The organism is Prauserella flavalba (assembly GCF_003202235.1).
GTDB classification, from domain to species: domain Bacteria; phylum Actinomycetota; class Actinomycetes; order Mycobacteriales; family Pseudonocardiaceae; genus Prauserella_A; species Prauserella_A flavalba.
The window spans coordinates 57,795-76,372 of record NZ_MASU01000005.1 but is presented as its reverse complement, the minus strand read 5'-3'; the positions used below and the strand labels follow the sequence as shown (position 1 = coordinate 76,372).

The window sequence follows — 18,578 nt, the reverse complement described above, 5'->3', positions numbered from 1 at the left end:
CCAGATCACAATTCCCTGGATTCCCGTAAAGAGAGGACGGCCCATGCCGCAGTGGGGCTGCATCGCCGACGACGTGACCGGCGCGACGGACCTCGCGACCAACCTGGTCTCGCGTGGCCTGCGCACGAAAGTCGTCCTCGGCACACCGGGCGAGGCCGCGATCCGGAAGGCGCGGACGGAGTTCGCCGACGTCGACGCCATCGTCGTCGCGCTGAAGACCCGCACCGCGCCCGTCGCGCAGGCCGTGGCCGAGAGCCTCGCGGCGCTGCGGCTGCTGCGGGCGGCCGGAGCCGCCCGCAGCTACGTCAAGTACTGCTCCACCTTCGACTCCACCCCGCGCGGCAACATCGGCCCCGTGATCGACGCCGTGCTCGACGCGCGCGGCGAGGAGCTGACCGTGGTGGTCCCCTCGTTCCCCGCGACCGGGCGCACCGTCTACCAGGGCCACCTCTTCGTCGGCGACCAGCTGCTCAGCGACAGCTCGATGCGGCACCACCCGCTGACGCCGATGCTCGACTCCAGCCTGCCCCGGCTGCTGGCCCCGCAGACCACGGGCACCGTCGCGCTCGTGCCGCTGCCGGTCGTGCGCGAGGGGGTGGCCGCGGTGCGGGCCGCGCTGGAGGACGCCCGCGTGCCCGGCACGCGTGTGCACGCGGTCGTCGACGCGCTGACGGTGGAGGACCTCGCCGTGATCGCCGAGGCCACCGCGGGGCTCGCCGTGGTGACGGGCGGATCGGGCCTCGCGCTCGGCCTGCCGCGCGCCGGCGACCCCGACGCCGCGCGCGCCATCACCGTGCGGCCGGGACTGCGGGCCACCCTGTGCGGCAGCGCGTCGGAGCGCACGCGCGCCCAGGTCGCGCACGCGAGGGAACGGGTGCCGTGGCGCAAGCTCGACCTCGGCGCCCTGCGCGCCGACTTCGCGGGCCACGTCGGCGGGATCGTCACGTGGGCCCGGCAGGTGTGGGCGGCCGACGCGACCGCGCTGCCGCTCGTGTACTCCGTCGACTCGCTGTCCGATCTGGACGGTGACACGCCCGAGGGGGCCGAGCCCGCGAGCGAGCTGGTGGAGCGCGCGCTCGCCGCCGTCGCCGAGGGACTCGTCGCCGAGGGCGCCCGTCAGCTCGTCGTGGCGGGCGGCGAAAGCTCCGGCCGCGTGCTCGCCGAACTCGGCATCGGCGCTCTGCGCATCGGGCCCGAGATCGCCTCCGGCGTCGCCTGGAGCGACGGTGTCACCGAGGACGGGGTGCCGCTCAACCTCGCACTGAAGTCGGGCAACTTCGGCGAGGTCGGCATGTTCACCACGGCCTGGGACTCGCTCGCCACCGCGGGAGCGGCCCGGTGAGCACGGCGCGCACCGAGCTCGTCGCGGCCGCCGCGCGCCTCGCGGAGCTGGGCCTTTCCCCCGGCTCCTCCGGCAACGTGAGCGTGCGCGAGGGCGAGGAGATCGTCATGTCCCCCACCGGCGCCGACCTCGCGGCGCTCGACGCGGAGCGTCTCTCCGTGCTCGACGACGCGGGCACGCTGCTGGCCGGCCCGCGCGCCTCCAAGGAGTTCCCGCTGCACCGGGCGTTCTACCGGCGCGACCCGGCGTTCACGGCGATCGTGCACCTGCACTCGGCCTGCGCCTCGGCCGTGTCGTGCCTCGCGCCGTGGTCGGAGCGCAGCGCGCTGCCGCCGATCACGCCCTACTTCGTGATGCGCGTGGGCCAGACGCCGCTCGTGCCCTACGCCGATCCCGGCGACCCCGCGCAGGCCGAGGCCATCGAACGGCTCGCGTGGCCGTTCCGGGCGGCGCTGCTCGCCAACCACGGGCTCGTGGTGGCGGGCCGCACCGTCGCCGAGGCGCTCGACGCCGCGATCGAGCTCGAGGAGGCCAGCAAGCTCCTCCTGCTCCTCGGAGACCGTCCGATCAGGACACTCGAGGAGAGCGACGCGGTGCGCCTCGGCGAGCGCTACGGCTCACCCTGGGGCGGCTGAGCCGCTTTCCTGCAGCCGCACGGCCGGGGGCTGTTCGTCGCGCTTGTGCATCAGCCGGTCGGGCCACCAGATCCACCGGCCGATGTCGAGCGTCAGCGCGCACACGAGCACGCCGCGCACGATCATCGTGTCGATCAGGACCCCGACCGCGACGGCGAAGCCGAGTTCGGCGAGGAACGTCAGGGGCAGCGTGCCCAGCACCGCGAACGTGCCCGCGAGCACCAGGCCCGCGGAGGTGATGACCCCTCCGGTGGTGGCGAGCCCGGTCAGCATGCCGCGCCTGGTGCCGTGCCGCGCCGCCTCCTCGCGCACGCGCGTCATGAGGAAGATGTTGTAGTCGATGCCGAGTGCCACCAGGAAGACGAACACGAACAGCGGGAACGAGGGGTCGGCGTTCTCGAACCCGAACACGGTGTTGAAGAAGAACGCGCTGATGCCGAGCGTCGCCAGGAACGACAGCACCACGGTCGCGATCAGCACGAGCGGCGCCAGCAGCGCGCGCAGCAGCACCGCCAGTATGCAGAACACCACCACGAGCACCAGCGGGATGATGAGGTTGCGGTCGTGGGTGTTGGCCTGCGCCGTGTCGTACAGCAACGCGGCCTGCCCTCCGGCGAGCGCGTCCGCGCCGGGGACGGCGTGCACGGCGTCGCGCACGTCCACGAGCGTCGCGAGCCCCTCCGGCGTGTCCGGCGCGGCCTCCGTGGTCCCCTCCAGATAGGCGACACCGTCGCGCACCACCGGCTGCCCCACCGACACGACACCCGGCACGTCCGCGAACGCCTCGCGCACCTGTCCGGCCTGCCCCGCGTTGGCGACGACCTGGATGGGCTGCCCCGCCCCGGCCGGGAAGTGCTCGGCCAGCACCCGCTCCCCCACGACCGAGTCCGGGGTGCCGGTGAACGAGCCGGCGTTGGTGAGCCCGTCGGTCTTCAGCGTCAGCGTGCCCAGTGCGAGCGCGCCCAGCACCACCGCGGTCACCACCCACGCCACGCGCGGGCCGCGGGCGACCGTCCTGCCGATGCGTGCCCACAGACCGCGATCCGTCCGGTCGGGGGAACCGAACGCCGGCCGCACCGGCCAGAACACCCAGCGGCCGGTGATCGTCAGCAACGCGGGCAGCAGCGTCACCATCGCCAGCAACGCGATGCCGATGCCGATCGCCGCGACCGGGCCCAGCCCCGCCGTGGAGTTGAGGTCCGCGAACAGCAGGCACAACATGCTGATCGCCACCGTCGCGCCGCTGGCCCAGATCGCGGGCCCTGCGCGGTGCAGCGCGTAGGCCATCGCCTCGTGCCGGTCGGAGTGCGTGCGCAGTTCCTCCCGGTAGCGCGCCACGAGCAGCAGCGCGTAGTCGGTGCCCGCGCCGAACACGAGCACCAGCAGGATGCCCGCGCTCTGCCCGTTGACGGTCAGGTCGGCGTAGCGGGCGAGCAGATACACCACGCCCTGCGCCACCGCGAGCGCCGAGCCGACGACGAGTACCGGCAGCACCCACAGCGACGGGCTGCGGTAGGTCAGCAGCAGCATCGTGACCACCACGGCGAGCGCGGCGTAGAGCAGCGTCGAGTCGATCCCCTCGAACGCCTCCGCGCTGTCACCCCCGAATCCGGCGGGACCGGTCACGTGCACGGACACCCCGCCGGCGCCGTCGCTCGCGATGCGGCGCATCTCGTCGATGAGCCCGGGCAACCGGTCCCAGCCGTCCTCGCCGATGTCGAGGGGAACCACCACCTGCGCGGCCTGCGGCAACGGCCGCTCGCCCGACGGAATGGGCCCCACGACCCTGCGGTCGACGCCATCGAGAGCACCGAACGCGCGGGTGTCGTCCGCGATGCGCGCGAGGTCGGCCTGCCGCAGCCCCTCGGGCCGGTCGTAGACGACGATCGCGGGAACCTCGTTGCTGGAGCGGAATCCCTCCAGCACCCGCAGGACCTCGGTCGACTCGGCGCTCGCGGGCAGCCACGACGACGCCTGGTTGTCCTGTACGTCGGTCAGCTTGCCCGCGAGCGGGCCGAGCGCGGCCAGCGCGCCCAGCCACAGCACGAGCACCACCCACTTGCCCGTCTTGCCGCCGGGAAGCCGTGCGGCCCTGCCCGCGCCGCTGGGGATCTCGTCCATGGGTTCCACCCCCGTCCGCGAAACCCCGAAGCTAACCCAGCGCGCGGGTGCGGGACGCGGGCCAGAAGTCCCCAATCCGCATGTGGTGCCGGGGTTTCCGGCACCCGCGGCGAGCGCTGGGTGACGGCGCGGGCACGGATCGTTCCATCCGGGAAGCAACGCGATTTTTCCGGGGAGGAGCGCCGGCGCTGGTGGGACCTCGCGGTGGCCGCCTACCCGCCGTACGCCGGCTACCAGGAGAAGACCGAGCGCGTGATTCCCGTGCTGCTGCTGGAACCCGCCCCGGCCCCGCACTGACCCCCGAGCCCGTCAGCGCGTCAGGCGAGGAAGCCGTCCAGCTCGGCGAGGAACGCGGGCCACGCCGGTTCGTCCCGCGTGAGGATGTGGTTGCGGCTGTCGAGAAAGCAGAGCCTGCTGTCCGGGATGAGCGCGGCGAGCTCCTGCGCCTGCGCCTTCGGCACGCGCAGGTCGCCGCGCGAGTGCAGGATCAGCGTCGGGCAGGCGACCTTCGGCGCCAGCCGGGACACGTCGATGTGGGCGAACACGTCGAGGAACCGCACGACGTTGCCGATGGACGTCGTCGCCCGCTGCAGGTCGTTGAACGCGTCCCACAGCTCCCGGGTGCCGTCCGGCAGGAACTGGCTCGCGAACACCTGCCGGAACGTCGGGTCGTCGTGCCGCCAGCCGATCCGGCCGAGGCTCCGGTCGAGCTCGGCCTCCTCCTTCTCCTCCGGTGTGGCGGCGCGCGCGAACCGGCCCCGGCCGTAGGCGCCCGCGAGCACCAGCCGCGACACCCGCTCGGGATGGCGCACGGCGTAGGCGATGGCGACCGCGCCGCCCTGTGACACGCCCAGCAGCGGGAACCGCTCCAGCTCCACCGCGTCGGTGACCAGTTCGAGATCGTCCACCCAGTCCTCGAACCGGAACTCACCGGTGTCCCAGTCGGACAGTCCGCAGCCCCGCTCGTCGTAGCGCACCAGCGTGTGCCGCCTGGCGAGCCCGTCCAGCCAGTGCGCCCAGATCGGGCTCGTCCACTCCAGGTCGAGGTGGGTCAGCCAGTTCGCGGCCTTCACCAGTGGCGGCCCCGAACCCGACACCGCGTAGGCCACCCGCACGCCGTCGGCCGAGCGGCAGTAGCGGATCCGCTGCGGGATGCGGCCGCCCACGGCGAGCCCGTCGCCGTCGCTCTCCCGCACGTCGGCCACGAACCGGTAGCCCACCCCGTGCACCGTGGCGACCATCCGCTGCGTCCCGCCGCTGTCCCCGATCGCCCGGCGCAGCGCCTTGACCCTGCTGGTGAGGGCCGACTCGCTGACGTGGCGGTAGCCCCACACCGCGTCGAGCAGCTCGGTCTTGCCGACCACGCGGTCGCGATGCCGGATGAGGTGGGTCAGCAGGGCGAACACCTGTGGCTCGACGTGCACCGGCTCGCCGCGGCGGCGCAGCTCGAACCGCCGTGGGTCCACCTCGCAGTCCTCGAACACGTACACGGCGCCACCTCGTCCGTGCGGCCGCCACCACGGAATCTCCACATCATCCCCACGTTTCCTCCAAGCCACCAGTGCCCTCCGCGGCCAACCTGGACGGGCGAGTCCACGAGGGAGGCACAGCCATGACCACCACCGAAACCCCGTACCTGCTCGGCAGCGACCCGGACGAGCTGCGCCGGCTGGAGGAGCAGGCGGCCGCACTGGCCCCGGCGACGCGCACGATCCTGCGGCTCGCCGGCATCGGCCCGGGCATGCGCGTGCTCGACCTGGGCACGGGTGCGGGCGACGTCGCGTTCGAGGTCGCCGACCTGGTCGGCCCCGGCGGCTCGGTCGTCGGCGTCGACGCCTCGGCACAGGCGCTGGCGTGGGCGGCCCGCCGCACCGAGGCGCGCGGCGTCCCGAACGTGTCGTTCGTGCACGCGGACCTGCACGACGTCCCCATCACCGGCCCGTTCGACGCGGTCGTGGGGCGGCTGGTCCTGCTGTACACGCCCGAGCCGGCACGGGTGCTGCGCCGCTACGCCACGCTCGTGCGCCCAGGCGGGGTGTTCGTGGCGATGGAGTACGAGATGAGCGCGGCCGGGACGCTGCCCTCCACGCCGTTCGCGGAGCGGCTCGTCCACTGGCTCACCGAGGCGTTCCGGCGCTCCGGGCTCGACCCGCTCCTCGGCGCCCGCCTGGGGTCGGTGTTCGACGCGGCCGGCCTGCCGCCCGCCGCGGTGCTCGGGCTGCAGGGCTACCGACCGCCGGGCGATCCGACGGGCGCGCGCATGGCGACGGGGATCCTCCGCACGCTGGAGCCGGTGCTGGTGCGGACCGGCATCGCGACCCCGGAGGAGCTGGGCCTGGACACCCTGGAGGAACGGTTCCGGCGGCACCAGGACGAGGGCGAGCTGGTGTTCCGGCTGCCCACGCTGGTCGGCGCGTGGGCCACGGTCGAGGAGGGACACGATGACTGAGCACGGACACGCCGTCGTCCTCGGAGCGGGCATGGGCGGGCTGCTCGCGGCCCGGGTGCTCGCCGACGCCTACGACCGCGTGACGGTGCTCGAACGCGACCGCCTGCCCGGTACGGCCGGGAACCGGCGCGGCGTCCCGCAGGGCAGGCATGTCCACGCCCTGCTTCCGCGCGGGGCCGCGATCGTGGACGAGCTGTTCCCCGGGCTGCTGGCCGAGCTCGTCGCCGACGGAGCGGAGACGATCGAGGACTACTCGCTGCTGCATTTCGCGCCCGGCGGGCACCGGCTCTGCCGCGAGATGCGCCTGCCCACGACCTACCAGCCGAGCAGGCCGTTCCTGGAGGCCCACGTGCGCGAGCGGGTGCGGGCCCTGCCGAACGTGGAGATCCGCGACGGATGTGCCGTCGCCGGGCTGACCACGACACCCGACCGGCGGCGGGTGACCGGCGTGCGGGTCGACGCGGGCTCGCCGGAGACGATCGCCGCGGACCTGGTGGTCGACGCCCTCGGCCGCGGCGCCCGCACTCCGGCGTGGCTGACGGAGCTCGGTTACCCGCGGCCCGAGGAGCGCGAAGTGCCGGTGCGGCTGCGCTACACGAGCGCGCTCGTCCGGCTGCGGCCCCGCGCCGTACCCGAGAAGCTCGTCGTCATCGGGGCCACCCCGGACCGCCCCACCGGCATGGGGCTGTTCGCCTACGAACACGACACGTGGCTGTTCACCGTGGCCGGCTACGGGGACCGCAGGCCGAGCCCCGACCTGCCCGGCATGATCGGTTTCGTGGCCGACCGCGTGCCGAAGCACGTCGAGAAGGCGCTGCGCGAGGCCGAACCGCTCTCCGACGTCGCGACGTTCGCGTTCCCGGCGAGCCGGTGGCGCCGCTACGACCGCCTGCGGCGGTTCCCGGAGGGCCTGCTCGTGTTCGGCGACGCGATCTGCAGCTTCAACCCGCTCTACGGGCAGGGCATGTCCGTCGCCGCGCTCGAGGCACAGGCGTTGCGGCGGTGCGTGCGCCGCGGCGGAGACCACCTGGCACGGCGGTTCTTCCGCGCGTCGGCGGGCCCGATCGGCGTGGCGTGGCGGCTGGCCGTGGGCGGCGACCTGGCGTTGCCAGAGGTCGAGGCGCCCCGGCCGCTCGCGGTGCGGCTGAGCAACCGTTACGTCGAGCGGGTGCTGACCGCCGCGGAGCGCGACCCCGTGCTCGCGGCGCGGTTCATGCGGGTCAGCGCGTTCGTCGACCCGCCGTCCGCGCTACTGCGGCCGTCGGCCGTGGCCCGCGCGCTCGCGGGCTGAGGCCTCACACGGCGACACACAGCCGGAACGCGTCGAGCACGGCCGAGTGGATGCTGCGGCTGCTCACCGCGTCGCCGACGCGGTAGAGCCGGAACAGCCCGTCCGCGTTCGGTCCCGGTGGCTGGGCGACGACGCGGAGGAGCTCGTCCACCTTGATCTCACCGAGATTCACCGATTGCGGCACCAGCTCGTGGTAGAGCTCGGCGTTGGGCAGGGTGCCGTGCTCCACCACGACGTGGTCGGCGACGCGGGTGAGCACCTCGGCCCCGGACTCCTCCAGGTCGCTGGTGAAGCTCGCCCGCAGCCGCCCGCCGTCACGCTCGACGGCGAGCAGCCGGTGGAGCAGTGTCACGCGCACACCACCGCGCGTGAGCGTGCGCAGGTACGGTGGCGCGTTCACGCTGCCCACGTCGACGCCGATCGTCCTTTCCGGACTGACCCACTCGACGTCGGCGCCCGAGGCCACGAGCACGTCCACCGCGTCGAGCGCGGGGTGGCCGCCGTGGTCGTCGTACACGAGCACCGAGCCGGACGGCCGCACCGCGCCGGAGAGCACGTCCCACGTGTCGTGCACCAGGTCGGCGCCCGCGCGCAGGAACGACGTGTCCGGGGTGCCGCCGGTCGCCACCACGACCACGTCGGGGCGCAGGTCGAGCACCTCGCCGGCCTCGGCGAAGTGGTTGAGCTTCACCCGCACGCCGAGCCGCTCCAGCTCGCCGACGCGCCAGTCCACGATGCCGATGAGATCCCGCCGTCTCGGCGAGGTGGCGGCGAGCAGCAACTGCCCGCCCGGCTTGTCGGCCGCCTCGAACACCGTCACGTCGTGCCCCCGCTCGGCGAGCACCCTCGCCGCTTCGAGCCCGGCGGGCCCGGCCCCGATCACCACCGCGCGCCGCGCGTGCCGTGCCGCGGGGATCCGGTGCGGCAGCTGGAGTTCCCTTCCCGTCGCGGCGTTGTGGACGCAGTAGGCGGGCTCGCCGGTGTAGGCGGCGTCGATGCACGCGCTCGCCCCGACGCACGGCCGGATGCGATCCGCCTGCCCCGCCCGCAGCTTGGCGACGAGGTGAGGGTCGGCCAGGTGCGCACGGGTCATACCGACGAGATCGAGCAGGCCGTCGGCGATCGCGTGCCGCGCGGTGGCGAGGTCGGCGATGCGGGCGGCGTGCATCACCGGCACGCCGACGTGCTCGCGCAGGGCTCCCGCCACCGTCAGGTGCGGAGCCGAGCGCTCGCCCATCGGCGGGATGACCCGCGACAGACCGTCCTCCGTGGAGATGTGGCCGCGGATGACGCTGATGAAGTCGATGCCCGCCTCGGTGACGCGGCGTGCGATCTCGAAGCCCTCCTCGGCGGAGAGGCCGCCGGGGCGGCGTTCCTCCACCGCCATCCGGATGCCCACCACGAAGTCCGGCCCGACGGCTTCCCGGACGGCGGCGATCACCTCGAGCGGGAACCGCAGCCTGCTCTCCAGGTCGCCGCCGTAGCCGTCGGTGCGCCGGTTCATCGCGGGCGACCAGAAGCTGTCGAGCAGGTGCCCGTAGGCCATGAGCTCCACGCCGTCGAGCCCGCCCTCGGCGCACCGCACCGCGGCGGCGGCGAAGTCGGCCGCGATCCGGCGCAGGTCGTGGGGTTCGGCCTCGCGGGTGAACGCCCGGTGCGCGGGCTCGCGGACGTTGCCCACCGACAGCACGGGCAGCCAGTCGCCCCGGTAGTTGCTGGTGCGGTGGCCGAGGTGGGTCAGCTGCGTCATCACGGCCGCACCCTCGGCGTGCACCTCGTCCGACAGCCTGCGCAGCCACGGCACGACGTCGTCGGAGTGCATGCGCAGGTTCGCGAACGACGGCACGTCGTCGCCGCTCACCACCGCGCCGCCGCCGATCATGGTCAGCGCGATGCCGCCGCGTGCCTTCTCGACGTGGTAGGCGCGGTAGCGGTCGGTGGGCAGGCCGTTCTCGCCGTAGCCCGGCTCGTGCGATGTGCTGACGATGCGGTTGCGCAGGGTCAGGTTCCTCAGCCGGAAAGGCGTGAGCAGCGGGTCCGTTGTGGACACTTCGGTTCCTTCCTTCAGACCCTGCTGGGCGCGGAGGCGGTGGCGGCGCCGGTGGACGCGGTGTCGTGCAGCGAGCGGCCGCGCGTCTCGGGTGCCCACAGCACGCAGATCACGGTGCCCGCGACGGCGATGCCGGCGCCGATCAGCATCGTCGGGCCAAGGCCGAGGTGTTCGAGGCTGACCGGCAGCAGATAGGTGCCGCCCGCCGCGCCGATCCGGCTGATCGCGCTCGCCACGCCGACGGCCGAGGCGCGGATGTCGGTGGGGAACAGCTCGGTCGGGTAGATCCACTGCAGGATGTTGCCGCCGCCCTGGGCGAGCGCGTTGACCGAGAACATGATGATCGCGAGCACCGCGGGCAGCGCGGGGAAGAAGCCGAGCACGGCCAGCGGCACCGCGGAGGCCACGAACGTCCAGATGATCACCGGACGGCGGCCCCAGGACTCCACCAGCCGGATGCAGGGCAGGCAGCCCGCCATCGTCACGAGCGTGACCGCGGCCGACCACAGCAGCGCGCTGTTGCCGTCGGAGAACCCGTACTCGCCGAGCACGACGGGGTAGAACGTGATGATCGCGAAGGCTGGCGCGACCTGGCAGAGCCAGAAGCCGCCCGCGAACAGGGTCCGCTTGAGGTAGCCGCCGGTGAACACCCGCGAGAGCCGGGACTTCGTGGGCGGCTCCTGCGCGGCGAGCACGTCGAGCTCGGCGTCGGTCGGGTAGCGGCCGAACGCGGTCTTGATGGCCTCGCGGGCGTCGTCGCGGCGGCCGTGGCGCAGCAGCCAGCGCGGCGACTCGGGCGTGCCGAGACGCGCCAGCAGGATGACGATGCCGGGCAGCGCGCCGCTCGCCAGCACCCAGCGCCACGGCTCGTCGCCCGCGACCGAGGCGACGACGTAGCCGACGAGGTAGGCGGTGGCCGCGCCGACGAACCAGGCCGCCACGAGGGCGCCCATCGTGCGGCCACGCCGGTCGGCCGGCAGCCACTCGGCGAGCAGCGACGTCGCGATCGGGTAGTCGGCGCCGACGGCGATCCCGGCGATCACCCGCAGCACGATCAGCCACCACGCGTCGTCCACGAACACGCACAGTGCCGACGAGAGCACCAGCGCGATCAGGTCGATCGTGTACATCAGCTGGCGGCCGATCCGGTCGGTGACCCAGCCGAAGACGAGCCCGCCGAGCAGCACACCGACCAGTGCGGACGCGCCGACGAGACCCTCCTGCGTCGCCGTGAGCCCCAGGTCGCGGGACGCGCCGCCGATGGCCACGCCGATGATGCTCAGGATGTAGCCGTCCAGGAACGGCCCGCCCGCCGACAGGAAGAACAGTTTTCGGTGGAACTTCCCGTACGGCTCGGCGTCGATGATCGAATGCTGCACCGGGTTACTCCTCGCTTCGGTCCCCCGTGAACCAGTCTTGGATAGCGGTGAAGTATGGGTAGCGGCCACATTGTTGACAACAGTCTGAACTTCGAACTGCATGAACAATCTTTCTTGAGTCAAAAGTGGAGCTACACTCGCGGGCATGCCCGTACTCCAGCTCGGCGACGCCGACCGCGCGACCCTGCTGCGCTGGGCCCGCAGCCCGGGTACCCCGCAGGCGCTCGTGCTCCGCGCCCGGATCGTGCTGGCGTGCGCGGAGGCGGGAACGGTCGCCGAGGCCGGGCCGGACGGGCTCACCGACCGCACCCGCCCCGGCAGGCCGAGCACCGTCGGGCACGACGGCACGGACCGCGTGCTCGCGGCCCTGCTCACCCCGCCACCGAAGGGGCCGTGGTCGACCCGCTCGCTCGCGGCCGAGACGGGCCTGAGCCAGAGCACGGTGAGCCGCATCCTCCGCACACTGTGGCCCTCCGGGCCCGAGGCGGCGCCGAGCCTGGCCGACGAGGTCCGGCACGTCGCGGGCGTGTATTTCGACCGGGAAGCGCTCGTCGTGGCGTTCGCCGGGGACGGCGCGGCCGGCCCGGCCGCGCCCGCCGCGCGCGACGTCGCGCTCACCGGCACGCAGACCCTGTTCGCCGCGGTCGCCACCACCCGGTCGCGGCCGGCCGCACCCGCGAGCGGGCCGCGCGCGTTCCTGGGCGCCGTCGACCGGGCCGTGCCCGCGCCCGGGCGGGTGGTGGTGCTGCTGTCCGGGGCGGGCGCCGCCGCCGAGGCGTGGGTGCGGCAGCGCTCGCGGTTCCTGCCGGTCGTCGCGCCGACGCCCGCGCACTGGCACGCCCAGGCCGGACGGGCCCTTCGCTCCCCCGCGCTCGCCTCGGCGGACGTCACCGAGCTGACCGGGAGGCTGCGCGCCTGGAGCCGCGCACCCACCGAGGCCTTCTCGTGGGTGCGGAAGTGGCACAGCACTAACGACTCACCCATCGCGCCGGTTTACCCGCCCGTAGCCCGTCCGTCCGCCGGGGCGCGCCTGGCCGACCGGGTGGTGCCGGTGCTGCGCGAGTCGATCGCGGGCGGCCGGTTCCAGCCGGGCGAGCGCATCAAGGAGGCACCGCTGGCGGCCCAGCTCGGGGTCTCCCGCGGCACGGTCAGGGACGCGCTGCGCACGCTCGCCGACGACGGGCTGCTCGACCTGCTGCCCAACCGGGGCGCCGCGGTGCCCCGGATGCACGCGGCCGACGTGCTCGAGACCTACGCCGCCCGCGCGCTGCTCGGCTCCCTGCTCGTGCGCAAGCTGGCCACGCGCGACGGCCCGGCGCTGCGGCCCGTCGCCTCGGCCGTCGCCGAGGTGCGCGCGATGGCGAGACGCGGCCACGTCGACGCGACCGCCGAGGCGGACCTGCGCTTTCAGGAGGCGATGGCGGAGGCCGCGGAGCTGCCGCGCACCGCGCTGCACTTCAACCGGCTCGGCGTGCAGCTGCGCATGTTCATCTCGATCCTCGGGCTCGACTACGCCGACGCGGTGGACCGGATGGTGCTCGACGCCACCGGCATCTTCGCCGCCCTGCGCGCCGGTTCCCCGGAAGAAGCGGCGGCGCGCTGGCGGGCGAAGGTGGAATACGCGGTGCGCTACATGGTGGCCGAGCTGCCGCTGGAAGGATTCGACGCCGATCTCTGGACGACGCTGACCGGGGGTTACGGCCGGGCGTGACGCGACACGGCGCAGGGCACCGCCGGATACCCAACGCAAGCACATAACCTGATCGGGTGATGCAGAGACAGGGTGGCCGGTGAGCGAGGTCGGCAAGCTCGTGGCGGGCCGTTACCGGGTGCGGCGGCGCCTGGGCGGCGGGACGACGAGCACGGTGTGGAAGGCCGTGGACGAGCGGCTCAAGCGGCCGGTCGCGATCAAGCAGCTGCGCCCGGACCCGGCGCAGGCGGAGCGGGCCGTGCGCGAGGGACGCGAGGCCTCGCGGCTGCGCCATCCGCACGTGGTGTCGGTGCACGACGTCGACGACCACGACGGGTCAGCACTGCTGATCATGGAGTACTTCCCGAGCCGCAGCCTCGACGAGGTCGTGGCCGAGGACGGGCCGCTGCCGCCGATGGAGGCCGCGCGCGTCGGTGCGCAGGTGGCGTCGGCGCTCGCGGAGGCACACCAGGCCGGGATCGTGCACGGTGACGTCACCCCGGGCACGGTCCTCGTCGGCGACGACGGCACCGTGAAGCTCGGCGGCTTCGTCTCACCCGCCGCCAAGGGGCGGGTGACGCCGGATGCCGACGTCCACGCGCTCGGGGCCACGCTGTCGGAGATCCTGCCCGGAGGCACGCAGGCCGGGCCGCTCGCGCCGGTGCTGGACGCGATGCTGGCGGCGGACCCGGCCGAGCGCAGCACCGCGGCCGAGGCCGCGGAGGACCTGCGCGCGGTGGCCGAGGCCCGCGCGCTCGTCGCCGCGAAGCAGCCCGCGCTCGTCGGCGCGGGCGGGGCCGACGACCCGACCACTCCCCTCGCCGGAGCACCGGCGTTCACGAAGACCCTGCCCGCCGTGGCGGCACGGCCGCGGGCCCGGCCCCGGCCCGCCGGCCCGGCCGGGCGCCGCCGGTGGTTGCCGGCCGCGCTGGCCGTGCTCGGCGCGGTGCTGGTGACCGTGGTGCTCCTCGTCGTCACCTCGTCCGAGGACGACAGCGCCGGAACCACTCCGGGTACGGCGGAGGCGGGCGGCTCGCTCACCGCGAGTGCATCGCGGCAGGCCGTGGCCGCGTTCTACGCACCGCTGCCGGGCGGAACCGACCAGGCGTGGGAGCGGCTCGGCCCGGGGCTGCGGGCGCAGGGCCGGGACGCGTTCGACGCGTACTGGTCGGGCGTCGCGGCGGTCATCGTGGTGTCCGCGCCGAAGGTGACCGCGGCGGGCAGCGTCCACGTCGGCGTCGAGCTGACACTGCCCGACGGCTCCGCGGTCACCGAGTTCCACCAGTTCGGCGTGATCGACCGGTACGGCACCGCCGTCCTCGACTCCGACACCCTGCTGCACACCGAGACCAGCACACCGGCACCCCCGTCGTCCTCCGCGCCGCCCGAGGAGGGCACGCCAGGCGGGAACGACGGCGGCGACGCGGGGCAGGACCCGGCCCCCGCTCCCGCACCCGGCCCGGCGCCCACCGAGGACGACGGCCCCGGCCGCGGCAGGGGCAACGAGCACGGCAACCCCAAGCGCGGCGACGGGTAGCTACCCGAGCCGCGCGAGCAGCTCCGCCTTGCGCCCGGCACCGGCGAAGGACGCGCGGACCGAGTTCGCGGCCAGGGTCGCGAGCTCCGCGCCGGTGAGGCCGAGGGTGTCGCGGCACTGCCGGAGGTTGTCGTCCACGTAGCCGCCGAAGTACGCGGGGTCGTCGGAGTTGAGCGTCACCAGCAGGCCGCGGTCCAGCATCCGCCGCAGCGGGTGGGCGGCGAGGTCGTCGACCACCCTGAGCCGGACATTGGACAGCGGGCACACCGTCAGCGGCACCTGCTCGGCGGCGAGCCTGCGCACCAGCACGTCGTCCTCGAGGCAGCGCACGCCGTGGTCGACGCGCTCCACCCCGAGCACGTCCAGTGCCTGCCAGAGGTACTCCGGAGGCCCCTCCTCCCCGGCGTGCGCGACGCGCCGCAGCCCGGCCTCGGCCGCGGCCGTGAACACGTCCGCGAACAGGCTCGGCGGATAGCCCACCTCGGCGGAGTCGAGCCCGATGCCGAGCAGCGGCACCCCGGCGGCGAGCGACTCCTCCAGCATGCGCCGGGCCTCCGCGACGGGGCGGTCCCGGAGCACGCACACGATGATCCCGCTGGTGAGCCCGAGTTCCGACTCGGCGCGCCCCAGGCCCGCGGCCACGCCCCGCAGCACGGTCTCGGTCGGCACCCCGCGCGCCGTGTGGGCCTGCGGGTCGACGAACACCTCCGCGTGCCGCACTCCCCCGGCATGGGCCCGCTCGGCGTAGGCCCACGTCAGCCGCTCGAAGTCGGCGGCGGTGCGCAGCGTGGCCATGTTCGCGTAGTAGAGGTCCAGAAAGGACTGCAGATCGCGGAACCGGTACCGCGCCCTCAGGTCGTCGAGGTCCCGGTAGGGCAGCGTGACGCCGTTGCGCCGGGCCAGTTCGAAGATCAGCTCCGGTTCGAGCGTGCCCTCGAGGTGCAGGTGCAACTCGGCCAGCGGCGAGGGAATCCGGTCAGGCTGCGGGTGCACCGAGGGCCTCCGTCACGAGATCGAGGAACCGGGGGAAGTCGAGACCGCGCATCACGTCGATGCGCGGCAGGTCGGTCCGGCCGTGGTGGGCCCGACGTTCGACCACGGTCATCCCCCTGGTCAACTCGCCACGCCGTTCGACGTCGCAGTGCAGGGGCTCCGTCTCGGCGAGTGTGGGGTCGAGCACGGTCGCGATGGCGACGCTGTCGATGAGCGAGCAGTACGACTGGTAGCCGCGCCCGTGCACGTAGTCCACCACGCGCAGGGCCAGTTCGGACTCGGGCGTTCCGGCCCGCCGCAGGGCGGCGAGGTCGCCGTCGCGGAAGTTCACGCCGGGGTGGGTGGCGATGTCGAGCCCGGCGGCGGTGAGCCGGAACCCGGCGTGGAACACCCGGTGCGCGGCCTCGGGGTCGACGTAGACGTTCCACTCGCTGACCGGATTGTCGCCGGTGGCCTGCGACCACGCGTACGGCGTGGTGCCGAACGACCCGCCGACGATGACGAGCTCGGCGACCTTCGCCGGCAGCCCGGGGTCGAGCTCCAGCGCCAGCGCGACGTTGGTGAGCGGGCCGAGCGCGGCGATCGTGATGTCGCCCGCGTGCGCGTCGACGGTGTCGACGATGAGCCGTGCCGCGTCCCGCTCGTCGAGCGGCTGCGCGGACTCGGGCAGGTGCGACTCGGCGAGGCCGTCACTGCCGTGGGAGAAAGGGTCGGCCGGGTAATCGCCGTCCAGCGGCACGAGCGGGCCGCGCGCGACGGGGATGTCCTTGCGGCCCATGAGGTCCAGGATCCGCAGCGCGTTGGCGGCCGTCCGGTCGGCGGGCAGGTTGCCGGTGACCGCGGTGATCGCGCGAACCCGGACGGCGGGCGACTTGAGCGCGAGGATGAGCGCCAGCGCGTCGTCCATGCCGGGGTCGGTGTCGATGTGCAGGTTCTTCACGTGCCTCCTTCGTGACGGGGCTCTGGGAACGGCTCACGCGCGGCGTACGTGAAACCCTTGAGCGAGAACGGATCCGCGGTCGATGAGGAAGCCGGCGCCACCCGAGGGCAGCATGTCGTCGGTACCGGTGGCCACGGCCTCGCCGTCGATCCGCAGGGTCAGCGCACTGCCGCGCACGGTGAACTCCAGCGCGTGCACCGCGTCGATCTCGTAGGCGAACGGGGCGTCGGCGACGATGTGCTCGGTGCCGTCGACGCGGCGCAGCAGCTGGGCGCGTCCCGCGCGCAGCACGGCGGCGTAGTAGCGGCGGTGGCCCCTGGCCCGCGCGACGAGCCCGGCCGCGTCGTGCATGTTGAACGTGATCGTGGAGGCCACCGAGTAGTCGGTCCAGTCCCGCGTGCCGGTGGTGACGACCCCGTTGGCCTCCGGGTGCGACACCGTGAACGTGGTCGTGTAGTCGGGAGCCAGGTTCGCGGCCGAGCTGACGAACGTCTTCAGCCAGCCGGTGACGGTGGTCCACGGCGTGAGCGCCGGGGACAGCTCGTCGGCCCTGCCGAGCACGAAGTCCTTCGGGGCGCCGCGCCAGTCCACCGAGCGCACCGTGACGTGGCCGTCGAGACGGCGGGCCGACGTGAGCTCGACGCCGAACCGGTAGACGGCCTGCCCTCCCGTCGCGGGAACGTCCCACACCAGGGTGTTCTCACCCGCGTGCAGCGGGCGGAGCGCGCCGCGCAGCGTGTGCACGACCCCGTCGTCGCCGTAGTGCTCGACGAAGAAGGCGAGCGAGGGCGCCGGCCCGGCGGGCACGTCCACCACCGCGCGCACGGTCTGGCCCGGGTACAGCGCGGGGCTGCCGACCACCTCGAACAGGCTCGTGCCCGCCGCCCCGGTCGGGACGGGCGAGGCGAACACCTCGACCGCGGCCGCCGCCCGCGCGCCGCGCGCCAGCCGCGCGAACTCCAGGCGCAGCCCGCCGCCCGGGTTGCGGAGCCCCGTCAGCGCCTGGGCGTGCCGGGCGTCGTGGTGTGGGAGCCAGCCCTGGGTGGAACCGGGCAGCTCGAAGGCGTAGCGCGGCAGGTCCCTCGGCGCGGGCTCCCCCCGCAGCGCCGCGGCGGAGGCGAGCAGCCGCCGCGTCTCGCGCACGGCGTCGGTGACACACTCCCCGCCGTCCGCGCTGACCACCAGCATCCGGTCGGCGACCGGACCGCGCAGGTCCACCCCGGCCTCGATGCCGTCGAGTCCGAGCCGGATCCCGTTGAGGCAGCCGACGTTGCCCGCGTTGGAGTCGGTGTCCCAGCCGGCCGAGACGACGAGCGTGAGGCTCCGCTGGAAGTCGTCACCCGCCATGAGCAGTGCCATGAGCACGGCGGCGAGGTTGGTCGCGGCGGGCGAGTTGCCCGGATACCGGTGGTAGCCGTGCTCGCGTTCGATCCAGTCGCGCACGCGCCGCCAGTCGCCGGTGGCTTCGCACTGTTCCACCGTCGCGGTCACCAGTGCCCGTACCCGGTCGTCGGTCACGGACGACAGGCCGAGCTCCAACAGCTTCGCGAGGTCCCGCTCGCCGAACGCCGCCGCCTCCATGCCAGCGAGGAACGCGGCGGACTCCACCGCGAACCCGTCGTGGCTCACCGAGGCGGCGGCCCGCGCGAGCGCGACGGCCCGTTCGGGGTCGCCGGGGCAGGCCAGCGCCCAGCCGTCGATGAAGATCTGCGCACCCACGCCCTCGGCCATGGACCGGCCGTTGAGGGCGATCGAGCCGGAACGCGGCGGGTCGACCCCGTCCTTCAGCCGCAGGAACGCGGTGTGCTCCGTGGAGCGGGCCAGCCCGCCCCACCACAGCACGGTGCGGTTCTCGACGATGTAGTTCAGCCACGTCCGTCCGACGTCGGCGGCGGTGACCCCCCGGCCCGCGTTGTCGAGGATGGCGCGGGGGAAGACGAAGGCGCCCGAGATGTCGTCGTCGGGCACGACCAGCGGCACGCCCAGCTCGCCGCAGGCGAAGTACTCGAGCTCACCGAAGCGCTCGCGGATGGCGGGATACGACCAGCCCTCGACCGGGCGTCCGAAGTAGACACCGATGATCTTGCCGAGTACCCCGGCGTAGACCTGCCTCGCGTAGTCGGGAACGGGCCGCTCGCTCATGTACTCCCC

At 73.9% G+C, this 18,578-nt stretch carries 14 protein-coding genes; 7 read left to right on the top strand and 7 right to left on the bottom strand.

Features of this window, described 5'->3' with window-relative positions; all coding sequences use genetic code 11:
- Positions 1-43: 43 nt before the first annotated feature.
- A complete protein-coding gene (gene otnK / locus BA062_RS07650; protein ID WP_110335376.1) occupies positions 44-1,342 on the top strand; it encodes a 3-oxo-tetronate kinase in 1,299 nt (432 codons plus the stop codon).
- The gene (locus tag BA062_RS07645) at positions 1,339-1,977 is read left to right on the top strand and encodes a class II aldolase/adducin family protein (RefSeq protein ID WP_110335375.1); all 639 of its coding nucleotides are present in this window, start codon (positions 1,339-1,341) and stop codon (positions 1,975-1,977) included. Before otnK ends, BA062_RS07645 begins: the two co-directional genes overlap by 4 nt.
- On the opposite strand, the gene BA062_RS07640 is transcribed toward BA062_RS07645, so the two are convergent.
- Entirely contained in the window at positions 1,960-4,098 is a 2,139-nt protein-coding gene (locus BA062_RS07640; RefSeq protein WP_110335374.1) for an MMPL family transporter, read from the bottom strand. The genes BA062_RS07645 and BA062_RS07640 overlap by 18 nt on opposite strands.
- Before the next feature lie 120 nt (positions 4,099-4,218).
- Here BA062_RS07640 and BA062_RS07635 point away from each other — a divergent pair, with 120 nt between their 5' ends.
- Positions 4,219-4,395 carry a nitroreductase/quinone reductase family protein gene (locus tag BA062_RS07635; RefSeq protein ID WP_110335373.1) on the top strand — a complete coding sequence of 59 codons (177 nt, stop codon included), beginning with the start codon at positions 4,219-4,221 and terminating at the stop codon, positions 4,393-4,395.
- Between the two features lie 20 nt (positions 4,396-4,415).
- Here the strand turns inward: BA062_RS07635 and BA062_RS07630 are convergent, their stop codons facing one another.
- A complete protein-coding gene (locus tag BA062_RS07630) occupies positions 4,416-5,588 on the bottom strand; it encodes an alpha/beta hydrolase (RefSeq protein ID WP_110335372.1) in 1,173 nt (390 codons plus the stop codon).
- A 122-nt stretch (positions 5,589-5,710) separates the two neighbouring features.
- Between BA062_RS07630 and BA062_RS07625 the strand changes: the two genes are divergently transcribed.
- A complete protein-coding gene (locus tag BA062_RS07625) occupies positions 5,711-6,547 on the top strand; it encodes a class I SAM-dependent methyltransferase (protein ID WP_110335371.1) in 837 nt (278 codons plus the stop codon).
- A complete protein-coding gene (locus tag BA062_RS07620; RefSeq protein WP_110335370.1) occupies positions 6,540-7,838 on the top strand; it encodes an FAD-dependent oxidoreductase in 1,299 nt (432 codons plus the stop codon). The genes BA062_RS07625 and BA062_RS07620 overlap by 8 nt, the downstream gene beginning before the upstream one ends.
- A 4-nt stretch (positions 7,839-7,842) precedes the next feature.
- On the opposite strand, the gene BA062_RS07615 is transcribed toward BA062_RS07620, so the two are convergent.
- Positions 7,843-9,888: an NADH:flavin oxidoreductase gene (locus tag BA062_RS07615; RefSeq protein ID WP_110335369.1), complete on the bottom strand. Its 2,046-nt coding sequence runs from the start codon at positions 9,886-9,888 to the stop codon at positions 7,843-7,845.
- 14 nt (positions 9,889-9,902) lie between these two features.
- Positions 9,903-11,267 carry an MFS transporter gene (locus tag BA062_RS07610; protein ID WP_110335368.1) on the bottom strand — a complete coding sequence of 455 codons (1,365 nt, stop codon included), beginning with the start codon at positions 11,265-11,267 and terminating at the stop codon, positions 9,903-9,905.
- A 145-nt stretch (positions 11,268-11,412) separates the two neighbouring features.
- Here BA062_RS07610 and BA062_RS07605 point away from each other — a divergent pair, with 145 nt between their 5' ends.
- Positions 11,413-12,978 (top strand): GntR family transcriptional regulator, encoded by a 1,566-nt coding sequence (locus tag BA062_RS07605; RefSeq protein WP_110335367.1) that lies wholly within the window; start codon positions 11,413-11,415, stop codon positions 12,976-12,978.
- 79 nt (positions 12,979-13,057) lie between these two features.
- Positions 13,058-14,494: a protein kinase domain-containing protein gene (locus tag BA062_RS07600; protein WP_110335366.1), complete on the top strand. Its 1,437-nt coding sequence runs from the start codon at positions 13,058-13,060 to the stop codon at positions 14,492-14,494.
- Here the strand turns inward: BA062_RS07600 and BA062_RS07595 are convergent, their stop codons facing one another.
- Genes BA062_RS07595 through BA062_RS07585 form a run of 3 tightly spaced genes read right to left on the bottom strand, consistent with a single transcriptional unit; the run spans position 14,495 to position 18,569 of the window.
- Positions 14,495-15,487: an adenosine deaminase gene (locus tag BA062_RS07595; RefSeq protein WP_245959722.1), complete on the bottom strand. Its 993-nt coding sequence runs from the start codon at positions 15,485-15,487 to the stop codon at positions 14,495-14,497.
- Entirely contained in the window at positions 15,471-16,427 is a 957-nt protein-coding gene (locus tag BA062_RS07590; protein WP_110335365.1) for a nucleoside hydrolase, read from the bottom strand. Before BA062_RS07590 ends, BA062_RS07595 begins: the two co-directional genes overlap by 17 nt.
- A gap of 33 nt (positions 16,428-16,460) precedes the next feature.
- On the bottom strand, positions 16,461-18,569 hold the full coding sequence (locus tag BA062_RS07585; protein ID WP_110335364.1) for an ADP-ribosylglycohydrolase family protein: 2,109 nt from the start codon (positions 18,567-18,569) through the stop codon (positions 16,461-16,463).
- Positions 18,570-18,578: the final 9 nt, after the last annotated feature.